The 23,687-nt window shown below is 47.6% G+C and carries 20 protein-coding genes; 10 read left to right on the top strand and 10 right to left on the bottom strand.

Annotated features, from left to right (window positions below):
• Positions 1-10 precede the first annotated feature (10 nt).
• Positions 11-751 carry a flagellar brake protein gene (locus BZG75_RS06685; RefSeq protein ID WP_021022776.1) on the bottom strand — a complete coding sequence of 247 codons (741 nt, stop codon included), beginning with the start codon at positions 749-751 and terminating at the stop codon, positions 11-13.
• 148 nt (positions 752-899) lie between these two features.
• Positions 900-2,186, bottom strand: coding sequence for a DUF945 family protein (locus BZG75_RS06680; protein WP_077576535.1), 1,287 nt, complete (start codon positions 2,184-2,186; stop codon positions 900-902).
• A 267-nt stretch (positions 2,187-2,453) separates the two neighbouring features.
• Here BZG75_RS06680 and BZG75_RS06675 point away from each other — a divergent pair, with 267 nt between their 5' ends.
• The 3 genes from BZG75_RS06675 to BZG75_RS06665 all read left to right on the top strand — a co-directional run bounded on the left by BZG75_RS06675 (position 2,454) and on the right by BZG75_RS06665 (position 5,577).
• Positions 2,454-4,397, top strand: coding sequence for an ATP-binding protein (locus BZG75_RS06675; RefSeq protein ID WP_199878855.1), 1,944 nt, complete (start codon positions 2,454-2,456; stop codon positions 4,395-4,397).
• Positions 4,394-4,894: a response regulator gene (locus tag BZG75_RS06670; protein ID WP_077576533.1), complete on the top strand. Its 501-nt coding sequence runs from the start codon at positions 4,394-4,396 to the stop codon at positions 4,892-4,894. The genes BZG75_RS06675 and BZG75_RS06670 overlap by 4 nt, the downstream gene beginning before the upstream one ends.
• Before the next feature lie 134 nt (positions 4,895-5,028).
• Positions 5,029-5,577, top strand: coding sequence for a hypothetical protein (locus BZG75_RS06665; RefSeq protein WP_021022772.1), 549 nt, complete (start codon positions 5,029-5,031; stop codon positions 5,575-5,577).
• An 86-nt stretch (positions 5,578-5,663) separates the two neighbouring features.
• Here the strand turns inward: BZG75_RS06665 and BZG75_RS06660 are convergent, their stop codons facing one another.
• The 3 genes from BZG75_RS06660 to BZG75_RS06650 all read right to left on the bottom strand — a co-directional run bounded on the left by BZG75_RS06660 (position 5,664) and on the right by BZG75_RS06650 (position 8,349).
• Positions 5,664-6,515, bottom strand: a complete 852-nt coding sequence (locus BZG75_RS06660; protein WP_077576532.1) for a universal stress protein — start codon at positions 6,513-6,515, stop codon at positions 5,664-5,666.
• A 216-nt stretch (positions 6,516-6,731) separates the two neighbouring features.
• Positions 6,732-7,937 (bottom strand): MFS transporter, encoded by a 1,206-nt coding sequence (locus BZG75_RS06655; protein ID WP_077576531.1) that lies wholly within the window; start codon positions 7,935-7,937, stop codon positions 6,732-6,734.
• A gap of 70 nt (positions 7,938-8,007) precedes the next feature.
• Entirely contained in the window at positions 8,008-8,349 is a 342-nt protein-coding gene (locus BZG75_RS06650; RefSeq protein ID WP_077576530.1) for a TraR/DksA family transcriptional regulator, read from the bottom strand.
• Between the two features lie 259 nt (positions 8,350-8,608).
• Here BZG75_RS06650 and BZG75_RS06645 point away from each other — a divergent pair, with 259 nt between their 5' ends.
• From BZG75_RS06645 to BZG75_RS06635, 3 genes are read left to right on the top strand one after another with little or no spacing between them, the layout of a single operon-like run.
• Positions 8,609-9,634 carry a Preprotein translocase subunit SecY gene (locus tag BZG75_RS06645; RefSeq protein ID WP_077576529.1) on the top strand — a complete coding sequence of 342 codons (1,026 nt, stop codon included), beginning with the start codon at positions 8,609-8,611 and terminating at the stop codon, positions 9,632-9,634.
• Positions 9,635-9,666: 32 nt separating this feature from the next.
• Positions 9,667-10,389, top strand: coding sequence for an AzlC family ABC transporter permease (locus BZG75_RS06640; protein ID WP_077576528.1), 723 nt, complete (start codon positions 9,667-9,669; stop codon positions 10,387-10,389).
• Complete coding sequence (locus BZG75_RS06635) at positions 10,386-10,706, top strand: AzlD domain-containing protein (protein ID WP_077576527.1); 321 nt, start codon at positions 10,386-10,388, stop codon at positions 10,704-10,706. The genes BZG75_RS06640 and BZG75_RS06635 overlap by 4 nt, the downstream gene beginning before the upstream one ends.
• 79 nt (positions 10,707-10,785) lie before the next feature.
• Here BZG75_RS06635 and BZG75_RS06630 read toward each other — a convergent pair whose 3' ends face one another.
• The 3 genes from BZG75_RS06630 to BZG75_RS06620 all read right to left on the bottom strand — a co-directional run bounded on the left by BZG75_RS06630 (position 10,786) and on the right by BZG75_RS06620 (position 13,401).
• On the bottom strand, positions 10,786-11,088 hold the full coding sequence (locus BZG75_RS06630; protein WP_077461280.1) for a YrhK family protein: 303 nt from the start codon (positions 11,086-11,088) through the stop codon (positions 10,786-10,788).
• A 38-nt stretch (positions 11,089-11,126) separates the two neighbouring features.
• Positions 11,127-11,360 (bottom strand): DUF3955 domain-containing protein, encoded by a 234-nt coding sequence (locus tag BZG75_RS06625; protein ID WP_021022767.1) that lies wholly within the window; start codon positions 11,358-11,360, stop codon positions 11,127-11,129.
• A gap of 157 nt (positions 11,361-11,517) precedes the next feature.
• Entirely contained in the window at positions 11,518-13,401 is a 1,884-nt protein-coding gene (locus BZG75_RS06620) for a methyl-accepting chemotaxis protein (protein WP_077461279.1), read from the bottom strand.
• 379 nt (positions 13,402-13,780) lie between these two features.
• On the opposite strand from BZG75_RS06620, the gene BZG75_RS06615 reads away from it, so the two are divergent.
• The 3 genes from BZG75_RS06615 to BZG75_RS06605 are packed head-to-tail and all read left to right on the top strand — an operon-like array spanning position 13,781 to position 19,335.
• Positions 13,781-15,325, top strand: a complete 1,545-nt coding sequence (locus tag BZG75_RS06615) for a DUF3369 domain-containing protein (protein ID WP_077461278.1) — start codon at positions 13,781-13,783, stop codon at positions 15,323-15,325.
• Positions 15,326-15,384: 59 nt separating this feature from the next.
• Entirely contained in the window at positions 15,385-17,343 is a 1,959-nt protein-coding gene (locus BZG75_RS06610; protein WP_077576526.1) for a sensor histidine kinase, read from the top strand.
• Positions 17,344-17,358: 15 nt separating this feature from the next.
• Positions 17,359-19,335 (top strand): sensor histidine kinase, encoded by a 1,977-nt coding sequence (locus tag BZG75_RS06605; protein ID WP_077576525.1) that lies wholly within the window; start codon positions 17,359-17,361, stop codon positions 19,333-19,335.
• Between the two features lie 50 nt (positions 19,336-19,385).
• Here BZG75_RS06605 and betA read toward each other — a convergent pair whose 3' ends face one another.
• Both betA and BZG75_RS06595 read right to left on the bottom strand, forming a co-directional pair.
• Positions 19,386-21,077, bottom strand: coding sequence for a choline dehydrogenase (gene betA / locus BZG75_RS06600; RefSeq protein ID WP_077576524.1), 1,692 nt, complete (start codon positions 21,075-21,077; stop codon positions 19,386-19,388).
• A 104-nt stretch (positions 21,078-21,181) separates the two neighbouring features.
• Positions 21,182-21,922 (bottom strand): FadR/GntR family transcriptional regulator, encoded by a 741-nt coding sequence (locus BZG75_RS06595; RefSeq protein ID WP_021022761.1) that lies wholly within the window; start codon positions 21,920-21,922, stop codon positions 21,182-21,184.
• Between the two features lie 276 nt (positions 21,923-22,198).
• Here BZG75_RS06595 and BZG75_RS06590 point away from each other — a divergent pair, with 276 nt between their 5' ends.
• Positions 22,199-23,686 carry a SulP family inorganic anion transporter gene (locus BZG75_RS06590; protein ID WP_077576523.1) on the top strand — a complete coding sequence of 496 codons (1,488 nt, stop codon included), beginning with the start codon at positions 22,199-22,201 and terminating at the stop codon, positions 23,684-23,686.
• Position 23,687: the final 1 nt, after the last annotated feature.

Raw genomic sequence — 23,687 nt, 5'->3', positions numbered from 1 at the left:
TGTGACGTTGTCACTTAGCGTCTTCAGTATGAGGATTAAAGATGTAGTGCGAGCCATCGTAAACAAGTCGTTTAATCAAGGCTTCGCAGTGTTTAAGGCCACCGCGGTCAAACGATACGCCGTAGCGTTGCATTCCCCATTTTTGCTGACGGTTTTCCACTTGCCCGCTTAATACAAAGCAATCGTCGCTATCGGGCGCTTGGATTTGTATCGCGATTTGATGGTGCTTTTCAAAAACGGGCGCAATAGCATCAAAACTAAACCCACAGCCACCTGCAGAAATATCGGTAAGATTGACCGACAAACGACGACTACCTAGAGGAACTTCACCTTTCACATTTAATTCATAACGATTATCTTTGCGCTGTTGAATCAATTTGGCTTGCTGTGGTAACTCAACCACCACCAAATTAACGGGCGCTTTGAGTACGGTGGAAATTTTGGATGCAAACCGTACTTTCGCGCCTTCACCCTCATCAGAAACGGCATCCACGGCGAGGCGATAACCTTCAATAAAAAATTGATTAACCTGATTGAGGTTTTCCGTGGGCAGAGAAAAGAACAACCGTTTTTCGCCATCAAAACCGATAAAGGTACAGTCAGAGCGATACGTTTGCCCCACCGGGGTTTTAATTTGTACCTGGGTGGTCGTTCCGTGTTTCATGAATGCCACGGCTCGCAGACCAATGACGGTGTCTTCTCTTACGGTTCTATATTTTTTGGCCTTAAGCTGGGGCAAAGACTGCATCATTCTAAATTCTTGCGGTTAAGAGAACAAAGGTAACGGCAAATTCAATCCCCGTTACCACTTGGAAGCCATGACGCGCACGTAATGCGTTATTGACACGTCAAGCTGTCAACACATCAAGCTATTACACGTTAACGATAACAGCCGTTGGCTACAGCAGGTACATAACAAACTGCATTAAAGGTACCGTATTGCCGCTCGATCCAACCACTTGATTACCTTCAATCCGGGCGGTAAGCGTGGTTGTTTTTTCCGACTGCGTGACGAACCCCGCACTGGATAAGTTACTGACTTTTTCTCGCCATGGCGACCGTGAAAGCAACACGTTTGGTACCGCCACATCTAGATTGCCAGACAACTGACTCACCAGCTGATTCAGGCCAAACTCACCCGTGGCGTCGCCACCGCTTAGCTCAAGGCGCATATCAACGCTAACGTCCCCTTCTGGAAGCGTCAGGCTTGCCGGCGACAAATTAACCGATAACCCCGACTGCAACAAATCCACAACGGCTTGTTCCATCGCAGACGCACTTCCCGGCGCCTGGCCCTCTTGCCACTGTGACGATAGCAATGCGATCTGAGACATAGCCGTATAATCAAGGTGGTTAGCATCTAACGCTACCACCAAGTTGCGCCAACGGGTTTGATCTGGCAACGTTATCTCGCCAACGGTGAGTTGATTGGTATTATTCAGCGACCGCGCTGACGCCGATTCAACCAGCTCATTGCCAATTTCAAGCTCAACCTGAGCAAGCTGGACCGATTGACCATTGCCGTTATCTAGCTGCGCTTGCTCAATCGAGAGCGACTGATTACCAATCCATAATCCCTCTTGCAGATAACCTTGGCCGCTCCCTGTGATGGTATCAACTTTCAACTGCTGGCCATTATCATCATTAAAGGCGAGAGCAGGCAGTGAGAAGGTTGCTTTACCGCGTCCTTTGCGGTCAATCTCGCCTTTAACACTCAGTTCACTTGCGGTTAGATTACTGTTTGACTCCGAAAGCGAGAAAGGCGCCACCGTCAGATGATAGTCAGAGGCGCCGGTCAGCAGCGTATCAAGGTCTAAGCGAACCGGTGTCGGATTACCTGGCCATACCTTTTGAGTAATTTGTTGTAGCTCTGGGGTCATTACCAAGGTATTGCTCGACGAGACCCCCAATACACCGTGAGATATCTCTGATGTGATCTCGTAGGCAACCGGTAACCCTGACTGCTCCAATAACACTTTACTCTCGCCCTTAAACTGGACACGCGTAACCGCTTGTGAGCTTAAGTAGCCTCGCTCATAGCTCTGTTCCTCGAGCGTAAAATCTGCGGTTGTGCGTTGATCCACTTCACGCTCATACATTGAGTGAGCAATTTGACCCGTTGCAAATGGCCAACATGCAACCACCGCAAGGCCGCCGGCAATGGCGCCATACTTTCCTAAAAACATGTCTTTTTTGCTCCAAGGACACGAAAACCATTAGTGTAACCAAAAATGGACGCTGACGATAATATACTGATAGATTGAGATACAGGTTTAAGTTAGCAAGCATCATGTGTCTATCCATCGAATAGGTCACGATGGGCGCGCGCATTAAGGTTGCGAGGTTTAGCAGGATATGTTCATGAATGTCGACTATTTCGCATCATTGAAGCGAATAAATGCCTATAATCAAAGCGAATTCGCGACAAATCGGCAGAGTGTATGAACCCTTATGTGATATTGTGCATCGACCAAGACCCTCTCGCGGTGGAAAAGCTCTCTCACGACCTCGCGCCGTTTCGCGATGTCTTTGATCTATGCAGTACTGATACCCCTGACGATGCCTATGCGTTGTTAAATGATTTGAAAGCGAACGAGCAACAGGTGGCGTTATTGATTTGTCATAACGCGCCTGGGAACAATGATGGCATTGATTTATTAGTCAACGTTGACAACCATGCCGCCAGTAAAGGGGCGCGTACTATTTTGCTCAGCGAAGCGCCGCAGTACGATGTCATTTTGCAGGCAGTCAATGAGGGCCGGTTAAATTATTGCATGCACAAGCCGTGGCGAGCAGATGAATTACGGCGGGTCGCAGAGAAAGAACTCACAACCTATGTCTTGCGGCATTGCCAACACGATCTATTGCGTTATAGCGAAGTGCTGGATCATCGCACCTTACTGGATGCGCAAGTCGAACGTGAGATTAACCAATTTCAGTCACAATTGCTCGCGCCAGCCGAAAGCAATAAAGCAGACATTGCCGACCGAGTGATTGCTGGCCTTTATGCCTTTTTTGACGGCAATGACGAAAGCCGTGCCTGCCGAACCTACAGCGCCAACCATGTACTCACGAAAGAAAACCAAGACAACGCCTTTTTATGGTTTATTGCCGAAGGCGACGTTGGGCTCTATAAAACCGATGATAAAGGGCAAGTGCACCATGTCTCTACCCTCTCTGCCGGCAGTTTGATTGGTAGCATGTCGTTTGTCACTGGCGAGGTCTCTTTCTCGACTGGGCGCACACTCACTCGCACCCGGGTGATCAAAATCGACCATACGCTATTTAGCAAAATAATGACCAGCCGCTCAGAGCTGTTACCCCTGTTTATTCAATACCTACTATTGCATTTTAACCAACGCTTAAAGCGCAGCATTGATACCGAAATCCAGCTACAGCAAACACTCGCTTCGCTGGATGAGGCCAATCGCCAGTTGTTAGAAAAAGAAAAAATGGCGCTCCTGGGCCAGCTGGTCGCCGGTGTCGCACATGAGCTCAATAACCCTGTTTCCGCGATTTTACGCAATAGCGACGCACTTGCCGACGCTTTAGAGCACGTCGCAAAAACGCCCCTTGATGCTGCCAGCCGCGAACAAGCCCTTACCCTTTTGCAAAACAACCGCGACAGTACCCCGCTATCAACCGCCACCGCGCGAGCACATACACGTACGTTAAGTGAAATGACCGGGAATAAACGCACGGCACAAGACCTGGTGAATATTGGCCTGTATCAACAAGATACGGTGACCAACTGGCAACAACGTTTGGGATCACATTTTGACACTGAATTGGCGACTTGGAAGCAATACGCCCGTTGTGGTCGCCTATTACGCTCTAATCATGTCTGTGCAGGTCGGATCGCCGATCTCGTCAAAAGCTTACGCACCTATGCGCGCCAAGACAGCGAACAGCGCCAGCGTACTCATATTATTGAAAGCATTGATGACACCCTGACGTTATTCGAACACCGACTCAAACCGCACCAATTAGAAAAGTACTATGACTGGGTGCCTGACATTATCACTCAGCCATCAGCTTTGGCACAGGTTTGGACCAACCTTATTGCCAACGCACTGGATGCGATGCCAGAGCCGGGCACACTTACCGTGACAGTTAAAACCCTTAACGACCAAGCATCTGGCATGATTCAAGTATCGGTGACGGATACGGGGATAGGAATGACGCAAGAACAGCAAGAAAAAATGTTCGCGTTAAACTACACCACCAAGCGCGAGGGGCATTTTGGTTTGGGTATTGGCCTGACCATGTGTGAAACCATTGTTCATCAGCAAGGGGGCGATATTCAGGTCCGCTCCCAACTCGGGAACGGCACCACGATGACAGTCTCCTTGCCCATAGCACTCCCCGCCTCTGCCAATAAGGAGCCACAAGCATGAGCCAATATTTAATTTTATGTGTGGATGATGAACGCGATGTCCTCGATAGCGTGATAGACGATTTGCAAGGTTTTACCGATCACTTTGAGGTCGAAGCCGCCGAGTCCGTTTCCGAGGCACGCGATGTGATTCGCGATATGGCCACGGAAGGAACACAACTGGCACTTATCTTGTGTGATCACATTATGCCAGGTGAATTAGGCGTCGATTTTCTCATTGAGCTGGCTAATCAGCCTCAAACCGCTTCGGCACGCAAGGTCTTGCTCACGGGTCAAGCAGGGCTGGAAGATACAGTATCAGCGGTGAATCATGCCAGTTTGCACTATTATCTCGCAAAACCGTGGCAGAAAGACATCTTAGTGAGCGTGGTGACCGATCAGTTAACCAGCTATGTGGTTGCTCACGAACCCAATTTGTTCCCTTGGGCTAGCGTACTCGATACCCCGCGTGTCGTGGAGGCGATTAACCGCAACAAATGGAATATGGACGGCGAATAGTCCCAATTTATTGCCATAACCACGCATTGGGTCAGAAATGCGTAAAAAAGCCTAAATGACGGGCGGATGTGCTTGTTTCAGCGCGCAATCGTCTTATAGAATGATTTCAACACCAATAACAAGTGGAATTGATAATGCGTAAATCTCTTTTAGCTAGCGCGATTGTCGCGTTGGCTTCTTTCAGCGCCGTGGCCAATGAAGAAGACGCCAACCTCACCACCATGAGTAATTTTAGTTACGATTACTTGGAAGGACGTGTCGGTGTTAGCCCCCTCACCTATGGTGCAGGATTTAGCATGTCTATTCACCCTAATGCGCACATTCGTGTTGAAGCAGATACCGAGTTTGATTCAGATTGGGATACCGCTGCAGGGATTGGTTTTCATGCACCGATCAATAACTGGGCAGACTTGACCGGTGAATTGCTTGCGCGCGGCGTCAATAAAGAGAACTTCAACAGCGATGTGGGTTTAGAAATCAATCTTGGTATTCGCCAATGGTTGGGGCCACAAGTTGAAGTGGGCGGTGAAATCGGTCTACTCACCGTGGATGATGAAGAAGATACGTTTGGCTCTGCTTACGGTCGATTCCACGCAACCGAACTGTTCTCGTTAGGCGCGGCATACCGAGTTAACGAGTGGTATGGCGACCAGTTTATGTTTACGACACGCTTTAAGTACTAATAGCCATACAGCCAAGATCAAAAAACCCGCTTTGATGCGGGTTTTTGTTTTTCTGTCAGTGACGAAGGTTCGCTTCTGCCCAGCCCTCAGCGAATCAATAACATGGGTACCGTCGATTCAATCAGCAGCTTGGTGGTGTTACTTCCGACAAAGAACTGACGTAGTTTTGAATGCCCGTACGCCCCCATCACAATCATATCCACTTGATTTGACGCTTGATAATCTAAGATTGCTCGGTGTACTTCACCCGTGAGTTGCGCTTGCACAACATTGACGCCTGCCGCTTGCAATCGCTCAGCCGCCCGTTTAAAAGCAGCCAATTTCTCTTGCGAATCTTCTACCATCACTAAGTGACAAGTCATTCCCGCTAATAATGGGGTGACGAGCGCCTTCTCCACCAGCTTTTCGCTGATGTCACTGCCGTCAAATGCGAGCAAATAACTGTCAGGTGTCGAGAACTCACCATTAGCAATCAGCGTGTGTGCCTTAATTGAACGCACGACACTTTCAAGTTGTGAACCGATGGCTCTAGCATCACTTTGATGTACTTCACCAGATTTTCCCAGCACCAAGACACGCGTTTGCGCTTCCAGCTCAAGCAAGGTTTCAACCAGGTTGCCATGACGTTGCAAGGTGCTAACATCATTCAACCCCTTCGCTTTGGCGTCGTCTGCCAGCTCAGAAAGTAGCACTTTCCCATGCTTCATTTCGAGCTTAGCGCGCTGACCATCTAGCTCAACCAATTCTTGTAATAGTTGCTCTCGACTGCCTGCAGCTAAGTTACCGGATAGTTCAGGCTCCGGCTGGCGAGACGATTTATCTAGCACATGGAGTAGTGTTAAGGGTACAGACAGACGGCTTGCCGCCCAAATGCTCAACGCTGCCACTGGCTTTGAATAATGCGGGCCATCGACGCATGCTAGGATCCGTTGCTCCAAACCTTCTCTCCTCTTTGTTGAATATCGCTGCCCATTCACTCAATCATTTGCTGACAACGATCAACCTTTTATCATATTTGCTACTATGCCATTGATAGTGACAGACACACGCGTCTCGTAAAGCGTAAATCGGTAAAAAATTGATCCCGCCACCATGTTTACTCGCACTTGTTTAACTGATTCATGGTATTACTCTCCTTTTCTGTCACTGAATATTCAAATACGTGGATATACTGGTACGAGCAATAGCGAAAAAGAAAAGATAAGTCCGATAAGCGCATAAGCAACCTCATCAAGGGTCCAACCGATATCGATCATGACGCCGAAGATCCAAGGTGCCAGCGCCGTCGAAAGAATCATCATGCCAGTTACCAGTGAGCGAATGGCACCAATATGAGAGACACCATACATTTCGGCCCATAACGTATTAATAACCGGGTTGGTTGCCCCAATCGCCAAGCCAAATAAACACATAAAAAGAGGTGCAGCAATCGGATGGTGGACGTTAGCAATCACTATCAAGCCAAGAATAAGCGGGATAGGTATGAGGATGAGAACATTTCTAGATCTATATTTATCAATGAGGTTGCCAGACACAACCGAACTTAACCAATGCACAGCGCCATAGAATACGAAACTTCCCGCCAATACACTGGGGGCCCAATGCTTTGCGTCTAAAATAAAATCTTGCTGAATAAAAACCCCCGTGACAAGAAAAGGCGTGATTAGCGCCAGAGGTATAATCATCCAAAAGCGCCAATCTTTGATCACATGCCTACGGCTTGCATCACTCGCGTTACTGGCATGACTAGCGCCAGAGTAAGGCTGTTTAAGATCGGCTTTTTTTACCAAAAATAAGATAAAAGGCAGAAAAATAATCAAGATAGCCGCAGCGATAAATAACCAACTTTCTCGCCAGCCTAAAAATGCGATAAGCGCAATTAGCAGAGACGGTAAAACAACTTCTCCGAGGGCAACTCCGCTGCCGACGAGGCTAATCGCTTTCCCTTTATCTTGTTCAGCACGCTTAATCACGGTTGCTTGTGCAATATGAGGTAAAAAACCTTGACCACAAAAGCGTAGTAAAAAGAAGACAATCAATAACCCGATGATGCTGTCTACCGAATACATCAACAGACAAGCTGTCGTAAGTAATATCGAAAAAAAGACCAACAGTTTATCGACACGAATACGATCAACGACACCACCGAAGGTAATTACAAGTACACTACTGGTCATAGTCGCAACCGCATAGATGCCACCATAAGTCGCATCACTCAGTAACAGAGCGTCTTTAATACTGCTTCCATACCAACTAATAAAAAATGACTGACCAATATTGCCAAAGAAAATCGAAAAAAAACCAAAGGCAATTAATGGCCATTGGTTTTTTATTAGAATCGCATAGGATCGCGCTAACATATATTCCCGTTAATGGCTGAAATTACTTGGAAGTAGCTCAACGAATCGTTCTTCTTGAGGACGCGAATACTCATGCCTGTTTCTCCTCACAGACCACACAACGTTGTGCGCAAGGGTCAAATTCGAGGCGTTTCGGATTGATCGGTTCGTCACAATCGAGACAATATCCGTAGTCCTCGTCTTCAATCCGCTTAATGGCTGCTCTAACCTGTAATAAGCGTTCTTTTCGACGCCGCTTTTGTTCAATCGCCATCTGTTGGCCCTGCATCGCATCGATTCGCGACAAGCGGCCTACACTTTGTTGATCTAATATGATCGTACTATCCGCCCCATTTTGTTCACCCACCTCTAGCTCAGCCAACAGCTCGGCTTCTAACGCGGACAACTGAGCATAAAAATTATCAAGATCCATACCTGTATTCCTCAGCTATAAGCATTTGCCTTAATGAAAGGCTTACTATGACATTTTCCTCGATAGAGAGGAAATAGTGCGGCTCGATAATCCGTGATAGTGACGAATAGGCAGATCCTTACTGAGTGACGATGCCTTTTAACGCAGGTTGGTGAGGAATCAGGCGTTCATTCGAATTTTCACACCTGACTAACACACAAACGCCACGATCTGCGCTAGGCTTTGCGACTTCTTCATTTCGTCAGGATAAAAAGACAGCATGAATCCAGTTGCCGGGCCTTTCCCTCGAGATACCTATCGTTTCCCAAAGGGCCGCTTTTCGATAGTGAGTGTTTACAGCTTTACCAGTGCCGCGATTGTGGCCTCAACGATTTTCTCGCTCCTTTTATTTCTCTCGCTTGATGACAACCCGTTAATGCAGTGGTTGTTTGGCGCGCTTGCTGTCATTTTTGAAGCAGGTAAGTTTTATGCGTGGTATGAGTTTGGCGAACGTCGTGCCCACGGTAACTATACTGGCGCCGCCTCGGCACTCGGTTTTTATCTCATTTTGGCTCTAATCTCGATTGGCGGTAGCATCGGCGGCATTAACAGTGCCACGAATGCAGCACAGAGTGAGCAGCAACAAGGCCAAGCCAAGGTCGCGGCTTATGACCGCCAAATTGAAGCAATTGAGCAGCAAATTGCACTGAATAACGAGGCCGCTGAACGGTATATTGAACTAGATAGAATTGCGACGGGTGTGGCACGGCTACAACAGGAAAACACCCAGTTGCGCAAAGAACAACAACAACTGGCATTAACGCGTGACAGTTTACCGGCGGTGGCTCAAGGCTCCGTTTTAGGACTCATCAGTAATCTCGCCAATACCTTAGGGGTGAGCACGGATCAGGCCCAATCTTGGCTGGTGATATTTCTTTCCGTATTATTAGATTTATTCGCGGCTTTTTTTGTTGGCGTCATCGGTGAGGAACAACGCTTTCGCCACTGGTACCATCACCCACACAGCGATCCTTTAAACGCGACTGCACCTGCAACATCGAGCGAGACCCAGACGACCTCAGGCCAGGCAACCTCCTTGCCTGAAACGCCTAACGATGAGACGCTTGGGTTCCCCTACACCGATATAAAAACCGCACTTGCTGCCAAAACGATACGCTGTAGTAAAAAAGCGGTAAGCACTGAGTATGCGCTAAGCCAAGACACTGTCGATAATCTTTTTACTCAATTGCAAAAAGAGGGGCTCGTCGCCAAAAAACCTAACCATCATTATCATTGGGTCGGTTAGACTAGACGAAAAACACAACAAGAAGGTGACCTATGCATAACGCTGCACAAGAGCTGCATGCTCCCAAAGCATCGCTATGGCGCGCATTAGGCGATGTTAGTCCGCTTTGCCTCGCCGTTCTCCCGTGGGGAATTTTATGTGGTTCATTAGGGCTGCAAATGGGCTTTAGTGCCTTGCAAACACAGGCGATGTCATTACTCGTTTTCGCGGGTGCAGTGCAGTTGTCCGGCACCATGATGGTCGGCAGTGCGGCTGGCCTACCCGCCGTGTTGGGCTCTACTTTGGTGATCAGCGCACGCCACCTGTTATATGGCGCACACTTTCGTCAGTACATTACCCCTTTGCCTCTCAAGTGGCGCCTCGCCCTTGGCTTCTTATTGACTGACGAAATGTATGCACTTTCAACCGCACATACTCGCAAGCACGATAGGTTTTCTAAACATTATGCCCTTTATACCGGCGCGGCGTTTTACATCGGTTGGAATCTTGCCACCTTAGCGGGCATTTTGGCGGGGTCACAACTTAAAGCATTGGAAGCTATTGGGCTCGACTTTGCCATTGCGGCAACATTCATCGCGCTCACGGTACCCAGTATAAAAACACGGCCCGTTTTACTGTGCGCCTTAGCGAGCGGTTTAAGCATGTTGCTACTCACCTATTACCAGATCCCCCATGCGCTGATTATGGCAACCGGAATTGGTATGGCGTCGGGGTTGCTCGCTGAATCGCTACCCGCTAGGAGGATGACATCATGAACTATTGGTTAATGATCGTCGCCATGGCGTTGATCACCTTCTCCGTGCGCTACCTTCTGCTTGCACGCAGTGTGCCTGTGCGCATCGGTCCTCGGTTGCAACGGCTGCTTACCTACTCAGCACCGGCGGTATTGACCGCGCTGTGGGTGCCGATTGTCTTCTTTCCCGAAGATAAACTGGCTATCTCTACTACCAACCCTTATTTGCTAGGAGCGGTGGTTGCCATTGGCTTAGCGTGCACCCGTTTATCAACGTTATTAGTCGTCGGGATATCGATTGGCTTCTTTGTTGCCCTTCAGCTACAGGTGTTCGGCTAACGCATAGAAAAACAAAAGGCGGGAGCATTTACCCGCCTTTTTTATCATCTTCAATATATCTGTGATTCACATATGAACATCAGTTATTTTGAACATGTTGCTTTTGAACACCTTGCTTTTGAACACGTTGGTGCACGCGTGAGACGTGCACCAATCCTGTTAATTTGATACTCGGCTTGAGCAGAAGCTGCGCACTCCCGACGATAAAGAGCCAGGTGCCGCTTTCTATCAATGCATCATTGAGAAAAAAGAAGCTTCCAATCAAAAACCAGATCGCAATCAACAGGTCGTTAAATGCACCAAAGGCTTCATAACGACGCTGAATCGCAAAATGCTTATTACCAATATCAATATCCAGCTCTCGGCCATTACGCTGTATCATTTGCTTCCTCTGGACCTTGGTATTAATAATCGATGGCATTAACAGTCAATGTGTTGGCGTTTAATCCCCAGCATCGTCTGCACCATATTCAAGAAGAAGGTGACAGCACTCATGCCTAAAAACAACCATGCAAGAGGAATGAAGGCGAATAGCTCTTGTATCGAACTGTTTGCAGCTATTTGTGGTGTGGAAAGGTTGAAAGCGAGCAGGCAACCGATGCCGAGTAGAAAGAAGATAAAAGATGTACGAAAATGTCGCAGTAGGGTTAACATAAAACCTTTTTTAATTGCTTCAGTACCCTTTGTGACTGACTACTGTCTCAGAAGTTCCCTGTTTTTTGCATTTTTTTCAAAAAAAAGCGTTCACCATGTTGGTACCAAGGTGAACGCTGGCCTACGTGATTAGCTTAACACCAATAAATCATCGAACCTACAGCTTGTAGGTCGAGACTTTGTCGTTCAGTTTGGTGGCTTGATGACGCAGATTATCCGCCTCTTGTGAGGTATCGTTAGCGCTGTGTACTAAGTGCTCAGACACGTCCTTGATTGAGGTAATATTCTGTGTGATTTCACTCGTGACATGAGTCTGCTCTTCCGCTGCCGTGGCAATTTGCGTCGCCATATCACTTATCTGATTTACCGCCGCATCAATTTCACTCAGCGCCGCAGTAGCTTTATCAACATCAGCAACCGAATCGCCCGCCAGGGATGAACTGCTTTCCATGGTCGACACAGCGCTAGCAGTTGTGGTTTGCAAGGTCTCGATCGTTGATTTAATTTCTTCTGTGGACGCGTGTGTACGTTGCGATAAGATACGAACTTCGTCGGCTACCACCGCAAAACCGCGACCTTGTTCACCCGCACGTGCCGCCTCGATCGCCGCATTCAATGCCAACAGATTGGTTTGCTCGGCAATACCTTGAATGGTCGATAATACGGTTGAAATCTCTTGCGAGTGTTTGTCCAACTCGGCAACGATGGTGCTCGCCTGCTTGAGTTCATCCGATAAGCGTGTGATCGATGTTTTGGTATTTTCAACCACCGCACGCCCGTTATCGGTACTCTCCGTCGACGCTTGCGCTGTACTGGCCGTGTGCTCCGCGTGAGAAGCAATCTCTTGCGTGGCGGAGGCCAGTTCAGTAACCGCCGTGGCTACCATAGTGACTTCTTGTTGCTGTTGATTAATATCATCTACGTTACGGCGAGCGCGTTCCGTACTGCTATCTGATTGCGAGGTCAACTGCTGCGCTTGTTCACGAATATGGCTGATGAGCTGATGCATACTGCCAACGAAAGTGTTGAAGTTTTTTGCCAACTGCCCCACTTCATCGTCGCTTTCTACCTCAATCCGTTGCGTAAGATCACCGCTACCATGAGCAATTTGCTCCAACGCGTTGGAAACATTGGTTAACGGCCTAAACAGTATATTAACCAGTAAGTTAAATAACAGCGTGCATGCAATAACAACCGCAATAGTGACCGCAATTTGTCCCCATACCGCATCAAACAGTGGTGCCACTAAGGAGTCGTAATTAATGACGGTCACCGTGATCAAATCGGTATCTTTGATCGCTTTTGCGTATACGACACTTTCAGCGCCGCCTACCTCAGCGGTGACACTCCCACCGGAATTCATCGCCGATTTTATCGTATTAAACGATAACCCTAGTTCACTAATGGATTGATTAAGCAGATCGGTGTTCGCATGCGTAAAAACATTGCCATCCTGGTTGGCAATAAACATATAACCACTACCAGGCAAAATAACTTTCTCCAAGCCCTCGATGATATCGCCAATCTCTACATCTGCGCCCAACACCAAGGTTTGCCCATTAAACTGCAATGCCTTACCCAATGAGACAACATTCGCCCCCGTTGCTGCAGCTACCGTTGGATTATCCATAAACACATTAGACGGCGAAGCCTTGGCATTGGTGTACCAGCCCCATTTTCTAGGATCGTCATTACCCGGCGGCAACACCACCCCATTGGCATTATCTTGGCTACCGTCCGGATACGCGAGAAAGACATTATCAAATCCGCCCGAATCGCGAACCTGTTTGAGGTGAGTAACCATGTTGTCTGGATCCGCTTCGCGGGTCAGTGATGTCATGGCTCGCTCTTTGGATGCCACCCAATCCGACACATACTGATTATACGACGCTGTTGTACTCTCTAGTCGTTGCGCCACTTCTGTATCGAGTCGCGACAAAGAGGCTCTAAAAGAAAGCGCCTCGACCAGAAAGCCACCGATAATAATGGCAAGCCCGGCAGAGACCGCCAGCTTGTGCTTGAGGGAAAGTTTTTTAAACATAACTGCCTTGTTAGTCCGTCATAATGTATTAATTATAATTTCAGTAAAACAGTGTTCCTGACGCCCGGCAAAATGGGCGCCAAACAACTGATAGGTCCATCACAACATTTTTGTGAAAGGGTTACTCAGTCTGTTGTTAACTGGCTATAAAACAGACCACATACTGCAACAAACCTAAGCTTACGGTCACTGTTATTGTATCGCACTCACAGCTTAACAGGCATGGTAGCGGGTTGCCTGCGCCAGATCAGATAAATGTAACAAGCTGAAAAGTTGAATATTACGTTCAACATCCAAATCCTTATTCTCACCTCGCAACTTTTAATGACCTACACTACGCTTTAACTAATTGAGATAAACGCTAATAGGGGCGAATTGAATGGACTTGTTTGCAGATCAACGTGACGGCGCAGCGCCCAAGTCTACTGACACAAATACAGCGTCGGCGGCAACGCCATGGCGTATACTGCTGATTGATGACGATGATCTGATGCATGAAGTGACACGGTTAGCGCTGACAGGGTTCACTTTTCAAGGACGCCCGCTAGAGCTGCTTTCTGCCTTATCAGGTCAGGAAGCAAAAGAGATTTTACAGCGAGAGCAGGACATTGCCTTAGCGCTTGTCGATGTGGTGATGGAAACCGAACATGCTGGACTTGACCTGGTACGCTATATCCGTAACGAAATGAACGATCATGTTATTCGGCTAGTGCTACGCACAGGTCAAGCGGGACAGGCACCAGAAGATAGCGTAATTCGTGACTATGACATTGATGACTACAAAGAAAAAACCGAGCTGACGACACAAAAGCTGAAAACCTTACTCTACTCGATGCTCCGCTCGTATCGCGATCTATGTACGATAGAAGAACAAAAGCAAGGCCTTAAGCGCGTGATTGAGGCATCAGCCAATGTACAGAACACCACTAATCTTCAACATTACGCCACTGCGGTGTTAGAACAGCTTACCTCACTGCTTCATATTCACGATTCTGCCTTTTATTGCGTGGTACAACCACGCCCAGGCGCCGAAGAAACAAGAGCGTTAACCCTCGCCGCGACCGGTGAATATGTGGACTGCTATACCGAGTGCGCGTTTGAAAAACTGCCTCCTATTGTATCAGCTCGATGCAAACAAGCCCTCGAAACTCGGACGAGTATTCAGTTTGATGATGGGTTTGTTCTATTCCATCGTGATGATGAGGATGTCGAATTTCTGTTGTACGTCAACCACGCGAAAACTCTTTCGGAATTAGATCAGCATTTACTCAAAATATATATGCAGAACATTGGTTTAACCTTTGAGAACCTCAGCCTCATGGTGGATCTTCGCGAAACCTCCAAAGAGCTGGTGTACAACCTTGCCAATGCCGTTGAAGCGCGGAGTAAAGAAACCGGCGCTCATGTACAACGTGTGTCTTTATTTTGTGAAAAACTGGGCGAGCTGTATGGGCTGGATGAACAAAAAACGATGCTGATGAAACATAGCTCACCGCTGCATGATGTGGGTAAAGTCGCCATTCCTGACGCGATTTTACATAAACCCGGTAAGCTCAATGCAGAGGAGTGGGACATCATGAAAAAACACGTTGAATATGGCGTAGAAATACTGAGCCACTCAAAGCGACGTTTAATCTTAGAAGCCAAGGAAATAGCAGCCACACATCATGAAAAGTGGGACGGCAGTGGCTATCCTAACCAGCTAGCCGCAGAGGCAATCCCGATTAGCGGGCGCATTTCAGCTTTGGCCGATGTATTTGATGCGCTAGGGTCTAAACGGTCTTACAAAGAAGCGTGGACAGATGACGATATCCGTCATGAGTTATTCGCGCAACGCGGCAAACATTTTGAACCCAAGCTCGTCGATTTACTCCTTGAGCATTGGGATGACTTCGTTGCCATTAGGGAAGCGTACCCAGATTGAACTGAAGATTTACATTTAGATTTTTCTCTTAATCATCATTACAGCGCGCCAGTCTATCTATGACCCGAAGCCATAAATTCGATGACAGCATTCGTAACCCTTTCTTCAGCCTAGTAGGCCGACGAATTCTGCTGATTATGGTTTGTCTCAGCGGTTTTTTCACGCTATTGACCACAGTGTTACAGAGCTATTGGCAGTATGATGAAGCCTTTAGTCAAGTGGAAAATCGCCATGATGAAATTGAGCATATCCACGCCGAATTAATCGCGAGCTCACTGTGGATTTACGATCTCACCAGTGTTCAAGAGCGAATCGATGGATTAGTCAACCTTCCTCATGTTGACTACCTAGCCATACGGTCCGAAAACTATCTTTTTGAGGCAGGCAAGCCAGTCGACCTGAAAAAGATGGTGAATGAATACCCACTGGAATATGATGACCCAGATACAGGTAAAACGCAGCGCGTCGGTACCGTCTATGTTGAGTCAAATATCCAGACCATCTATACCGAATTGACGCAGCGTTTTTTTATTACCTTGCTACTCAACCTCATAAAAACCTTGCTGGTTTGCTTCTTCATTCTCTTAGTCTTTCATTATACCGTCAGTCAAAGAGTCTTTAAAATTGCTCAATTTCTTCGCCACTACAACCCACTCGATCCCAAGGACGACAAACTCATTTTGCCGCGAAAACGCTTCATTATGGAAAGAGAGGATGAGCTCGACTGGCTTGCCGACGAAGCCAATAAAATCACCAATAATATGTCAACGCTTTACCGTAATATTATGTTAGAGCGTGAACGGCTATCGGACTTTACCCATGTATCTTCTGACTGGCTCTGGGAAACCGATGCCGATCTCAAGCTCACTTTTTGTTCTGAGCCAATGCGACAAGCATTCGGTTTAGGGGCCAATCGCTTTCCCAACCTCAAAGACTTAGTGCATGGCATTGGCTGTCAGCAATTTGTGACTTATCTTAATCATCAACAAGACTTTGCCATGTGTGAAGAAACCATCCCATTCGGAGAGCAAAGCCGTTATTTTGTATTTCAAGCGATCGCCCATCATGGTGTGAATGGCTTTCGGGGGTTTCGTGGTACCGGCATTGATATCACTGAGCTTAAAGCCGCGCAATTTGAACTGGAAGCATTGAACCAAAATCTAGAGTTAACGGTGGACGAGCGAACCAGAGAGCTGCAAGAAAGTATGGAACACCTAACCGCGGCGCAAGAGCAGTTAGTTGAGTCAGAGAAACTGGCCGCGTTAGGCAGCTTAGTCGCCGGCGTTGCACATGAAGTTAATACCCCGTTGGGGATCGCGGTTACCGCCTCCTCGGTTGTTCAAGACGTCACCAAAACGCTCAATCAAGCATTTGAAAACCAAACCCTGACCAGCACGCAGTTTGCTTCTTTAATGAAGCAGGCGAATGAGAGCATACAAATGCTCGAGCATAACCTAACACGTGCCACACGTCTTATTCGCGATTTTAAACAAACCGCGGTCGATCAAGTCTCTGAAGCACTCACTGAATTCGATGTCAAACAAACCTTAGATGCATTGATTGCTAGCCTGCATCCAGAAACGCGTAAAGTCCCAGTGACGCCGCAGGTTGTAGGTGATAACAATATACGGATGTACAGTTTACCTGGTGTGATCACTCAAATTATCTCAAACCTTGTCATGAACAGTATCAATCATGCTTTTGAAGATACTCAATCGCCTGAAATCATTATTGAATTTGAAACACAAGACGACCATCTGTACCTCAGTTATCAGGACAACGGATGTGGTATTGATCCCACTCTACATCATCGTATCTTTGAACCTTTTTATACCACTAAACGCGGACGTGGCGGATCAGGCCTAGGGCTGAATCTGGTATTTAATTTGGTTAGGCAAAAGTTAGAAGGCGAGCTTCAATTTGAATCAGAGCCAGGAAAAGGCGCTAAATTTATGTTTTTAATCCCTTTGAGCTTATCGACTCGCAGCTCGCGAAACGTAAGCAAAGACAAGCACTAAGGCGATAAAAAGAGCATGGGAAAGCTGCAAAAATTTGAACAAGGGTTAAGTCATCCACTGTTTAGCATTGTTGGACGGCGTATCATTTTATTGATGGTGCTTCTCAGTGGCGTTTTCACCATCATGACAACGCTCTTGCAACTATCATGGGACTATGAAGAGGCATTCAATAACGTTGATAAACGCCAATATGAAATCAAGAATGTACATGCAGATCTGCTTGCATCCTCACTCTGGGTCTTTGATCTGGTCAGTGCGCAGAACCGCCTCAACGGCCTGGTTAATTTACCCTATATTGATTACCTATCCGTTGAGTTTGATGAGGTTGTTTTAGATGCCGGTCAACCCAACACACAAAGTACGGTCACGAGCGAAACAGTGCTCACTTACGTGCACCCAGACACCGAGCGTCGTATCGAGCTCGGGGTTTTAAAGATTGAATCAGACACACAAAAAATCTATGACGTGTTACTACAACAATTTTTAGTCACGCTGCTTCTTAATGGCGTTAAAACACTGATTGTCTGCGCGTTAATCCTGTGGGTATTTCACCAAAGTGTCAGCCAGCGAGTATTCGCCATCGCCAAGCATTTACGTCAGTTTGATCCGTTAGCACCGACTCATGAGCCGCTAAACCTAAAACATCGCAAGTTTATCATGGAGAAAAATGACGAACTGGACTGGCTCGCTGACGAAACCAATAAAATCACCTTACGGATAAGTAACCTTTATCAAAATATTATCTTAGAGCAACAACGGTTAGCGGACTTTACTAACGCTGCGTCAGACTGGCTTTGGGAAACCGACGCGACACAGCGACTCACCTTTTGTTCAGAAGCAATGCAGTCTGCGTTGGCTATTTCGATTGAGTCCCCTACAAAAATAAAAGCGGTTCCAGCACTTATTCATTGCGCGTCGCTGCTAAACAAAATGGATGCCTGTGAAAGCTTCACCATGTGTGAGGAGCAGATCACCCTCGACGGCAATACCCATTATTTTGTTTTCCAGGGCGTCGCGCATTTCAACCATCAAGGCTTTGTCGGTTTTCGAGGGACAGCAATTGATATTACCGAGCTAAAGCAAACACAGTTTGAGCTAGAAAAACTGAATCAAACCTTGGAGGCTACCGTCGAAACGCGGACTCAAGATTTAGAACACAGTATGGCCCATCTCAAAGCGGCACAGAATCAGTTGGTCGAATCAGAAAAACTCGCGGCGCTCGGACGTTTAGTCGCCGGTGTCGCCCACGAGGTCAATACACCACTTGGGATAGCCGTAACCGCCAACTCAGTGATTAAAGAGGCCGTTTCACGCTTAAATACCGCGTTCGAGCAGCAAACGCTAACCAGCCAACAATACACAGAATGGATGCAACAAATCACAGACGGCACTGGCATGCTAGAAAATAACCTCAATCGTGCCGCCCGCTTGATTCGAGATTTTAAACAAACCGCAGTCGATCAAGTCTCTGAGAGCCGCAGTCAATTCCGCCCTGTACAAACCCTGGATGCGCTCGTAGGGAGCCTGCATCCTGAAACGAAAAAAGTCCCAGTGACACCTGTTGTCGAGGGCGATGCGGAACTACTGATGAATAGCTTGCCGGGCGTATTAACGCAAGTCATTTCAAACTTAGTGATGAACAGCGTTCGCCATGCCTTTGAAGGGGTAAGCAATCCGAATATCCACATCAAAGTGATAGACCATAACGACGAGGTTGACATCGTATATACTGACAATGGTGTGGGGGTGCCTCCCGACTTACATCAACGCATTTTTGAGCCCTTTTATACGAGCAAGCGCGGCAAAGGAGGATCAGGATTGGGACTGAACCTTGTTTTTAATTTGGTGTATCAAAAGCTGCAAGGCCAGCTCAAATTTGACTCTGACGTTAACCAAGGCGTGGCGGTCACATTAACGTTACCCAAGTTTCTTCAAGCATCTCCCCATTTGGAAGACACAGAGACAAAAAATGGCGGGGCTGTAAACGAGTAAAGAGCCAGCATGGCTGGCTCTTGGTGATTAACGCCTAACGCAGACCGAATTTAAGCCAGCGCCGCGTCTTCTTCCGGTGCGGGGGCATGCTCAGGAAGATAGCGGTAGTATTCCGCATCTTTCGCCGGCGAAAGCGTGTGGCCCATGATCATATCAGCGGCCTTTTCTGCCACCATAATCGTCGGTGCGTACAAATTGCCATTGGTGATCGCCGGGAACACGGAGGCATCCACCACACGCAAGTTATTCACGCCATGGACGTTCAGCGATTCATCCACCACGGCCATTTCGTCACTTTCAAGGCCCATCTTACATGTGCAGCTTGGGTGATAGGCACTTTCCCCTTCTCGAGCCACAAAGTCGAGGATCTCCTGATCCGTCTGTGCCTCGCTGCCCGGCGAAAGCTCTTTGCCACGTAAATGATCAAAAGCCGGCTGGGCGATGATATCGCGAGAGACACGGATCGCTTCCACCCACTCTTTACGCTCTTGTGGCGTTGAAAGGTAGTTAAAGAAGATCTCTGGCTTCTCATCCGGGTTGGTACTACGAATTTTGACATGGCCACGCACATCGGTATTCATCGGCCCAACGTGTAACTGGAAACCATGTCCTTTGTTCGGCGCCGAACCATCATAACGGATCGCCAACGGCAAAAAGTGGAACTGTAAATTCGGGTAGGCGACTTCGTCGTTACCGCGCACAAATCCACCCGCTTCAAAGTGGTTAGTCGCGGCAGCACCTTTACGACGGAAAAGCCAATCAAAACCAATTTTGGGCTGATTGTGATACTTCAAGGCCGGATACATACTCACAGGCTCTTTACATTCGTACTGCACATACAGCTCTAAGTGATCTTGTAAGTTTTCTCCCACGCCTGGCAAATGATGCACCGGTTTGATACCTAAGTTTTTCAGCGTATTCTCATCACCTACACCGGATAATTGTAAGAGCTTGGGTGAGTTAATCGCGCCGCCGCAGCTGATAATTTCAGCCCCATAAGCGGTTTTTTTGCGACCCCACTTACGGTATTCCACCCCAATCGCGGTTTTACCTTCAAACACGATCTTATCGGTCGTTGCCCCTGTCAGTACTGTCAGATTTTTACGGTTCATGACCGGGTGTAAATACGCCCGGGCAGCACTGTGACGACGGCCGCGATAGATATTTTGATCAAAAATACCAAAGCCTTCTTGCTGATAACCATTCACGTCGTCGGTCAATGGATAGCCCGCTTGTTGCGTCGCGTCAAAGAACGCACTAAACAGAGGGTTATCACATTGTGCGGTTTCAATCGCCAGCGGACCATTGTTGCCATGATAGTCATCTTGGCCTTTTAATCGCGTCTCACACTTGCGGAAATACGGTAAGCAATGGGCATAATCCCATTTTTTCAGCCCGTGATCGTTGGCCCACTTTTCATAATCCAGCGCATTACCACGAATATAAATCATGCCATTAATACTACTGCTACCACCCAGCACTTTACCGCGCGGCTGCGCAATGCGGCGATTATGCATATTCGGTTCGGGCTCGGATTCATAGAGCCAGTTATAGGTGCTATCTGTTAGCAGATAGGTTAACGCCGCAGGCATGTGAATACGAAAATCAATACGATAGTCAGGGCGTCCCGCCTCGAGTAACAGCACCTTGTTATCTGGATTGGCACTTAAACGATTCGCCAGTACGCAGCCTGCCGAGCCTGCACCAACAATGATGTAGTCGTAATTTTGTTGCTGTCCCATAAAACCTCCAGTTTTTGTCCTTCCCGCGCGCAGGGCATAAGCCCGGAATAATCGCAACACGGGTGATGGGTATGATTGTGTAGAGGTTTCCTTTTTGATGATTTTTATAATTCGCTTGATACTTGTGCATCAATGCATTGTTGTAGCAACCGATAATGGTGGCTAATCGTTGCTTGTGCCTTAAACGGCTCCGCAGCGATAATGTGGTTAACGGTCTGTTGCCAGTTTTCCACTGTAAGACGACGGTAATCTGTCGCCTGATAAAGCGCATAGTCGTGTGAGCTAAACCCTTGCTGTATCGCATGCATCACCCACTCAAAAATCGGATTTCCCGACATGGTAGCAATCAACAAGTTCAGTGCTCGGTCGAGCTCCCCTAAGCGAGCGAGATCGGGCTCATCATCTTTGGCAAGTGCCGCAAGCTCGGCGACCTTATCGTTTAACTGTTGCTTTTGTTCTATTGTTCCACGACTGATCGCGAGCAGTACTAAGCTGTGATCGACGGTTTCACGAAATTCCGCCACTTTGTCTGCTTTGACGTGACTTTGTTTTAAGAACAATGCCAGTGACTCGCTAATATTGTGCACGTCAACCTGGCGGACAACCGCTCCACCTTTTTGCCCTTTACGAATTTCAATCAAGCCTTTTTGTTTGAGTGATTGAATCGCCTCGCGTACCACTCCACGCCCCGTCCCAAACTGTTGCTGTAGCTCACGTTCACTGGGTAACTTGTCTCCCGGCTTCAGCGCTTCCGATAAAATCGCAGATTCGATCTGCAAGGCAACGTCTTCACTGGCACGTCCCATTTGTACCGGATGAAACAGACTGGTTGTGGATGCTGTCATGATGGCTCCTCGCTTTTGGTCCTACCAAACTAACAAAATAATCGTTATATCGTCAAATTTATCTTTAAAAACCTCTTTTGGTAGTACCTTAATGATGAGCTTGGCGATTAAACCTCGATATTTGGGATTGGGTCTTGAATAGAGAGTAGTCAGTGACTATCATCACGTTTTTTATTTATAAAGGAGAGTTGCCATGCGCATGACGCCGCCCTAGTCGTTCCCGCCTTATTTTTTCACCTTGTATAATCATATTCCTTTAAAAGACTGAGACTGTTCATGATTGAAACGATGAAACGTGATTGGTTCTCCAATCTGCGTGGTGACGTGCTGGCTGGCATTGTGGTAGCTCTAGCGTTAATTCCAGAAGCGATTGCCTTTTCTATTATTGCGGGTGTCGACCCGAAAGTGGGGCTGTATGCCTCATTCAGTATTGCAGTGATCATTGCCTTTGTCGGTGGTCGACCTGGGATGATCTCTGCGGCAACCGGCGCCATGGCGTTACTGATGGTGACACTGGTCAAAGAGCACGGCCTTGAATATTTATTGGCCGCCACCGTACTAACGGGTGTTTTGCAAATTCTGGCCGGTTACCTCAAGCTCGGCGATCTCATGCGCTTTGTATCACGCTCGGTGGTCACTGGGTTTGTTAACGCCCTTGCGATCCTCATTTTTATGGCCCAGTTACCCGAGCTCACTGACGTGACGTGGCACGTGTATGCCATGACGCTGGCAGGATTAGCCATTATCTATTTGTTCCCATACGTTCCTGTGGTCGGTAAATTATTGCCATCGCCATTGGTGTGTATTTTGGTCCTAACGACGGTTGCCATTAGCGTTGGGTTAGATATTCGGACTGTGGGTGATATGGGCGAGTTGCCAGATACCTTACCGGTGTTTTTATGGCCCGATGTGCCGCTTAACCTTGAAACCTTGATGATTATTTTCCCGTACTCAGCGGGACTAGCGGTAGTCGGTTTGCTCGAATCGATGATGACCGCCACCATTGTGGACGATTTGACCGACACCGGCAGTGACAAAAACCGCGAGTGTAAAGGCCAAGGTATCGCGAACATTGCCACCGGCTTTATTGGTGGTATGGCCGGTTGTGCGATGATTGGTCAATCGATCATTAACATCAAATCCGGCGGTCGTTCACGCTTATCCACCCTGTGTGCCGGTACACTTCTGTTGATCATGGTGGTGTTTTTAAGCGACTGGATAAAGTTGATTCCTATGGCGGCCCTGGTGGCGGTAATGATCATGGTCTCGATTGGGACATTCTCGTGGAGCTCTATCAAAGATCTTAAAACTCATCCTTTATCAACCAATATTGTGATGGTCACCACCGTGATTGTGGTGGTGGCAACCCATAACTTGGCCATTGGTGTTTTGGTCGGTGTGTTATTGGCATCCTTGTTCTTTGCCAACAAAATTGGTCGCTTTATGGTGGTTAAAAGCGAGCAAACCCAAGCTGACGAGCGTACCTATCGCGTTGTTGGGCAGGTCTTTTTTGCCTCTTCCGAGCAGTTCATTACATCGTTTGATTTTAAAGAAGCCGTTGAACGCGTCACCATTGATCTCTCTGATGCGCATTTTTGGGATATTACTGCCGTCTCATCGCTCGACCGCGTGGTGATTAAATTCCGCCGTGAAGGCACCGAGGTAAATTTAGTGGGAATGAATGAAGCAACCGCCACCATTGTGGACAAGTTTGGCGTCCATGATAATCCGGAAGAAGTGGAAAAAATGATGGGCGGACACTAAG

Origin of the sequence: Salinivibrio sp. AR640 (genome assembly GCF_001995405.1) — a bacterium.
GTDB lineage: Bacteria > Pseudomonadota > Gammaproteobacteria > Enterobacterales > Vibrionaceae > Salinivibrio > Salinivibrio costicola.
This window is presented reverse-complemented; position numbering and strand designations above follow the sequence as displayed.

Bases quoted from the DNA above. Each gene is read 5' to 3' on its own strand.
- BZG75_RS06605 (WP_077576525.1), top strand. From the start codon at position 17,359: ATGGGAAAGCTGCAAAAATTTGAACAAGGGTTAAGTCATCCACTGTTT.
- BZG75_RS06610 (WP_077576526.1), top strand. From the start codon at position 15,385: ATGACCCGAAGCCATAAATTCGATGACAGCATTCGTAACCCTTTCTTC.
- BZG75_RS06655 (WP_077576531.1), bottom strand. From the start codon at position 7,937: ATGTTAGCGCGATCCTATGCGATTCTAATAAAAAACCAATGGCCATTA.
- BZG75_RS06640 (WP_077576528.1), top strand. From the start codon at position 9,667: ATGCATAACGCTGCACAAGAGCTGCATGCTCCCAAAGCATCGCTATGG.
- BZG75_RS06590 (WP_077576523.1), top strand. From the start codon at position 22,199: ATGATTGAAACGATGAAACGTGATTGGTTCTCCAATCTGCGTGGTGAC.
- BZG75_RS06625 (WP_021022767.1), bottom strand. From the start codon at position 11,360: ATGTTAACCCTACTGCGACATTTTCGTACATCTTTTATCTTCTTTCTA.
- BZG75_RS06650 (WP_077576530.1), bottom strand. From the start codon at position 8,349: ATGGATCTTGATAATTTTTATGCTCAGTTGTCCGCGTTAGAAGCCGAG.
- BZG75_RS06680 (WP_077576535.1), bottom strand. From the start codon at position 2,186: ATGTTTTTAGGAAAGTATGGCGCCATTGCCGGCGGCCTTGCGGTGGTT.
- BZG75_RS06670 (WP_077576533.1), top strand. From the start codon at position 4,394: ATGAGCCAATATTTAATTTTATGTGTGGATGATGAACGCGATGTCCTC.
- BZG75_RS06635 (WP_077576527.1), top strand. From the start codon at position 10,386: ATGAACTATTGGTTAATGATCGTCGCCATGGCGTTGATCACCTTCTCC.
- BZG75_RS06615 (WP_077461278.1), top strand. From the start codon at position 13,781: ATGGACTTGTTTGCAGATCAACGTGACGGCGCAGCGCCCAAGTCTACT.
- BZG75_RS06630 (WP_077461280.1), bottom strand. From the start codon at position 11,088: ATGATACAGCGTAATGGCCGAGAGCTGGATATTGATATTGGTAATAAG.
- BZG75_RS06620 (WP_077461279.1), bottom strand. From the start codon at position 13,401: ATGTTTAAAAAACTTTCCCTCAAGCACAAGCTGGCGGTCTCTGCCGGG.
- BZG75_RS06685 (WP_021022776.1), bottom strand. From the start codon at position 751: ATGATGCAGTCTTTGCCCCAGCTTAAGGCCAAAAAATATAGAACCGTA.
- BZG75_RS06665 (WP_021022772.1), top strand. From the start codon at position 5,029: ATGCGTAAATCTCTTTTAGCTAGCGCGATTGTCGCGTTGGCTTCTTTC.
- BZG75_RS06595 (WP_021022761.1), bottom strand. From the start codon at position 21,922: ATGACAGCATCCACAACCAGTCTGTTTCATCCGGTACAAATGGGACGT.
- BZG75_RS06645 (WP_077576529.1), top strand. From the start codon at position 8,609: ATGAATCCAGTTGCCGGGCCTTTCCCTCGAGATACCTATCGTTTCCCA.
- betA (WP_077576524.1), bottom strand. From the start codon at position 21,077: ATGGGACAGCAACAAAATTACGACTACATCATTGTTGGTGCAGGCTCG.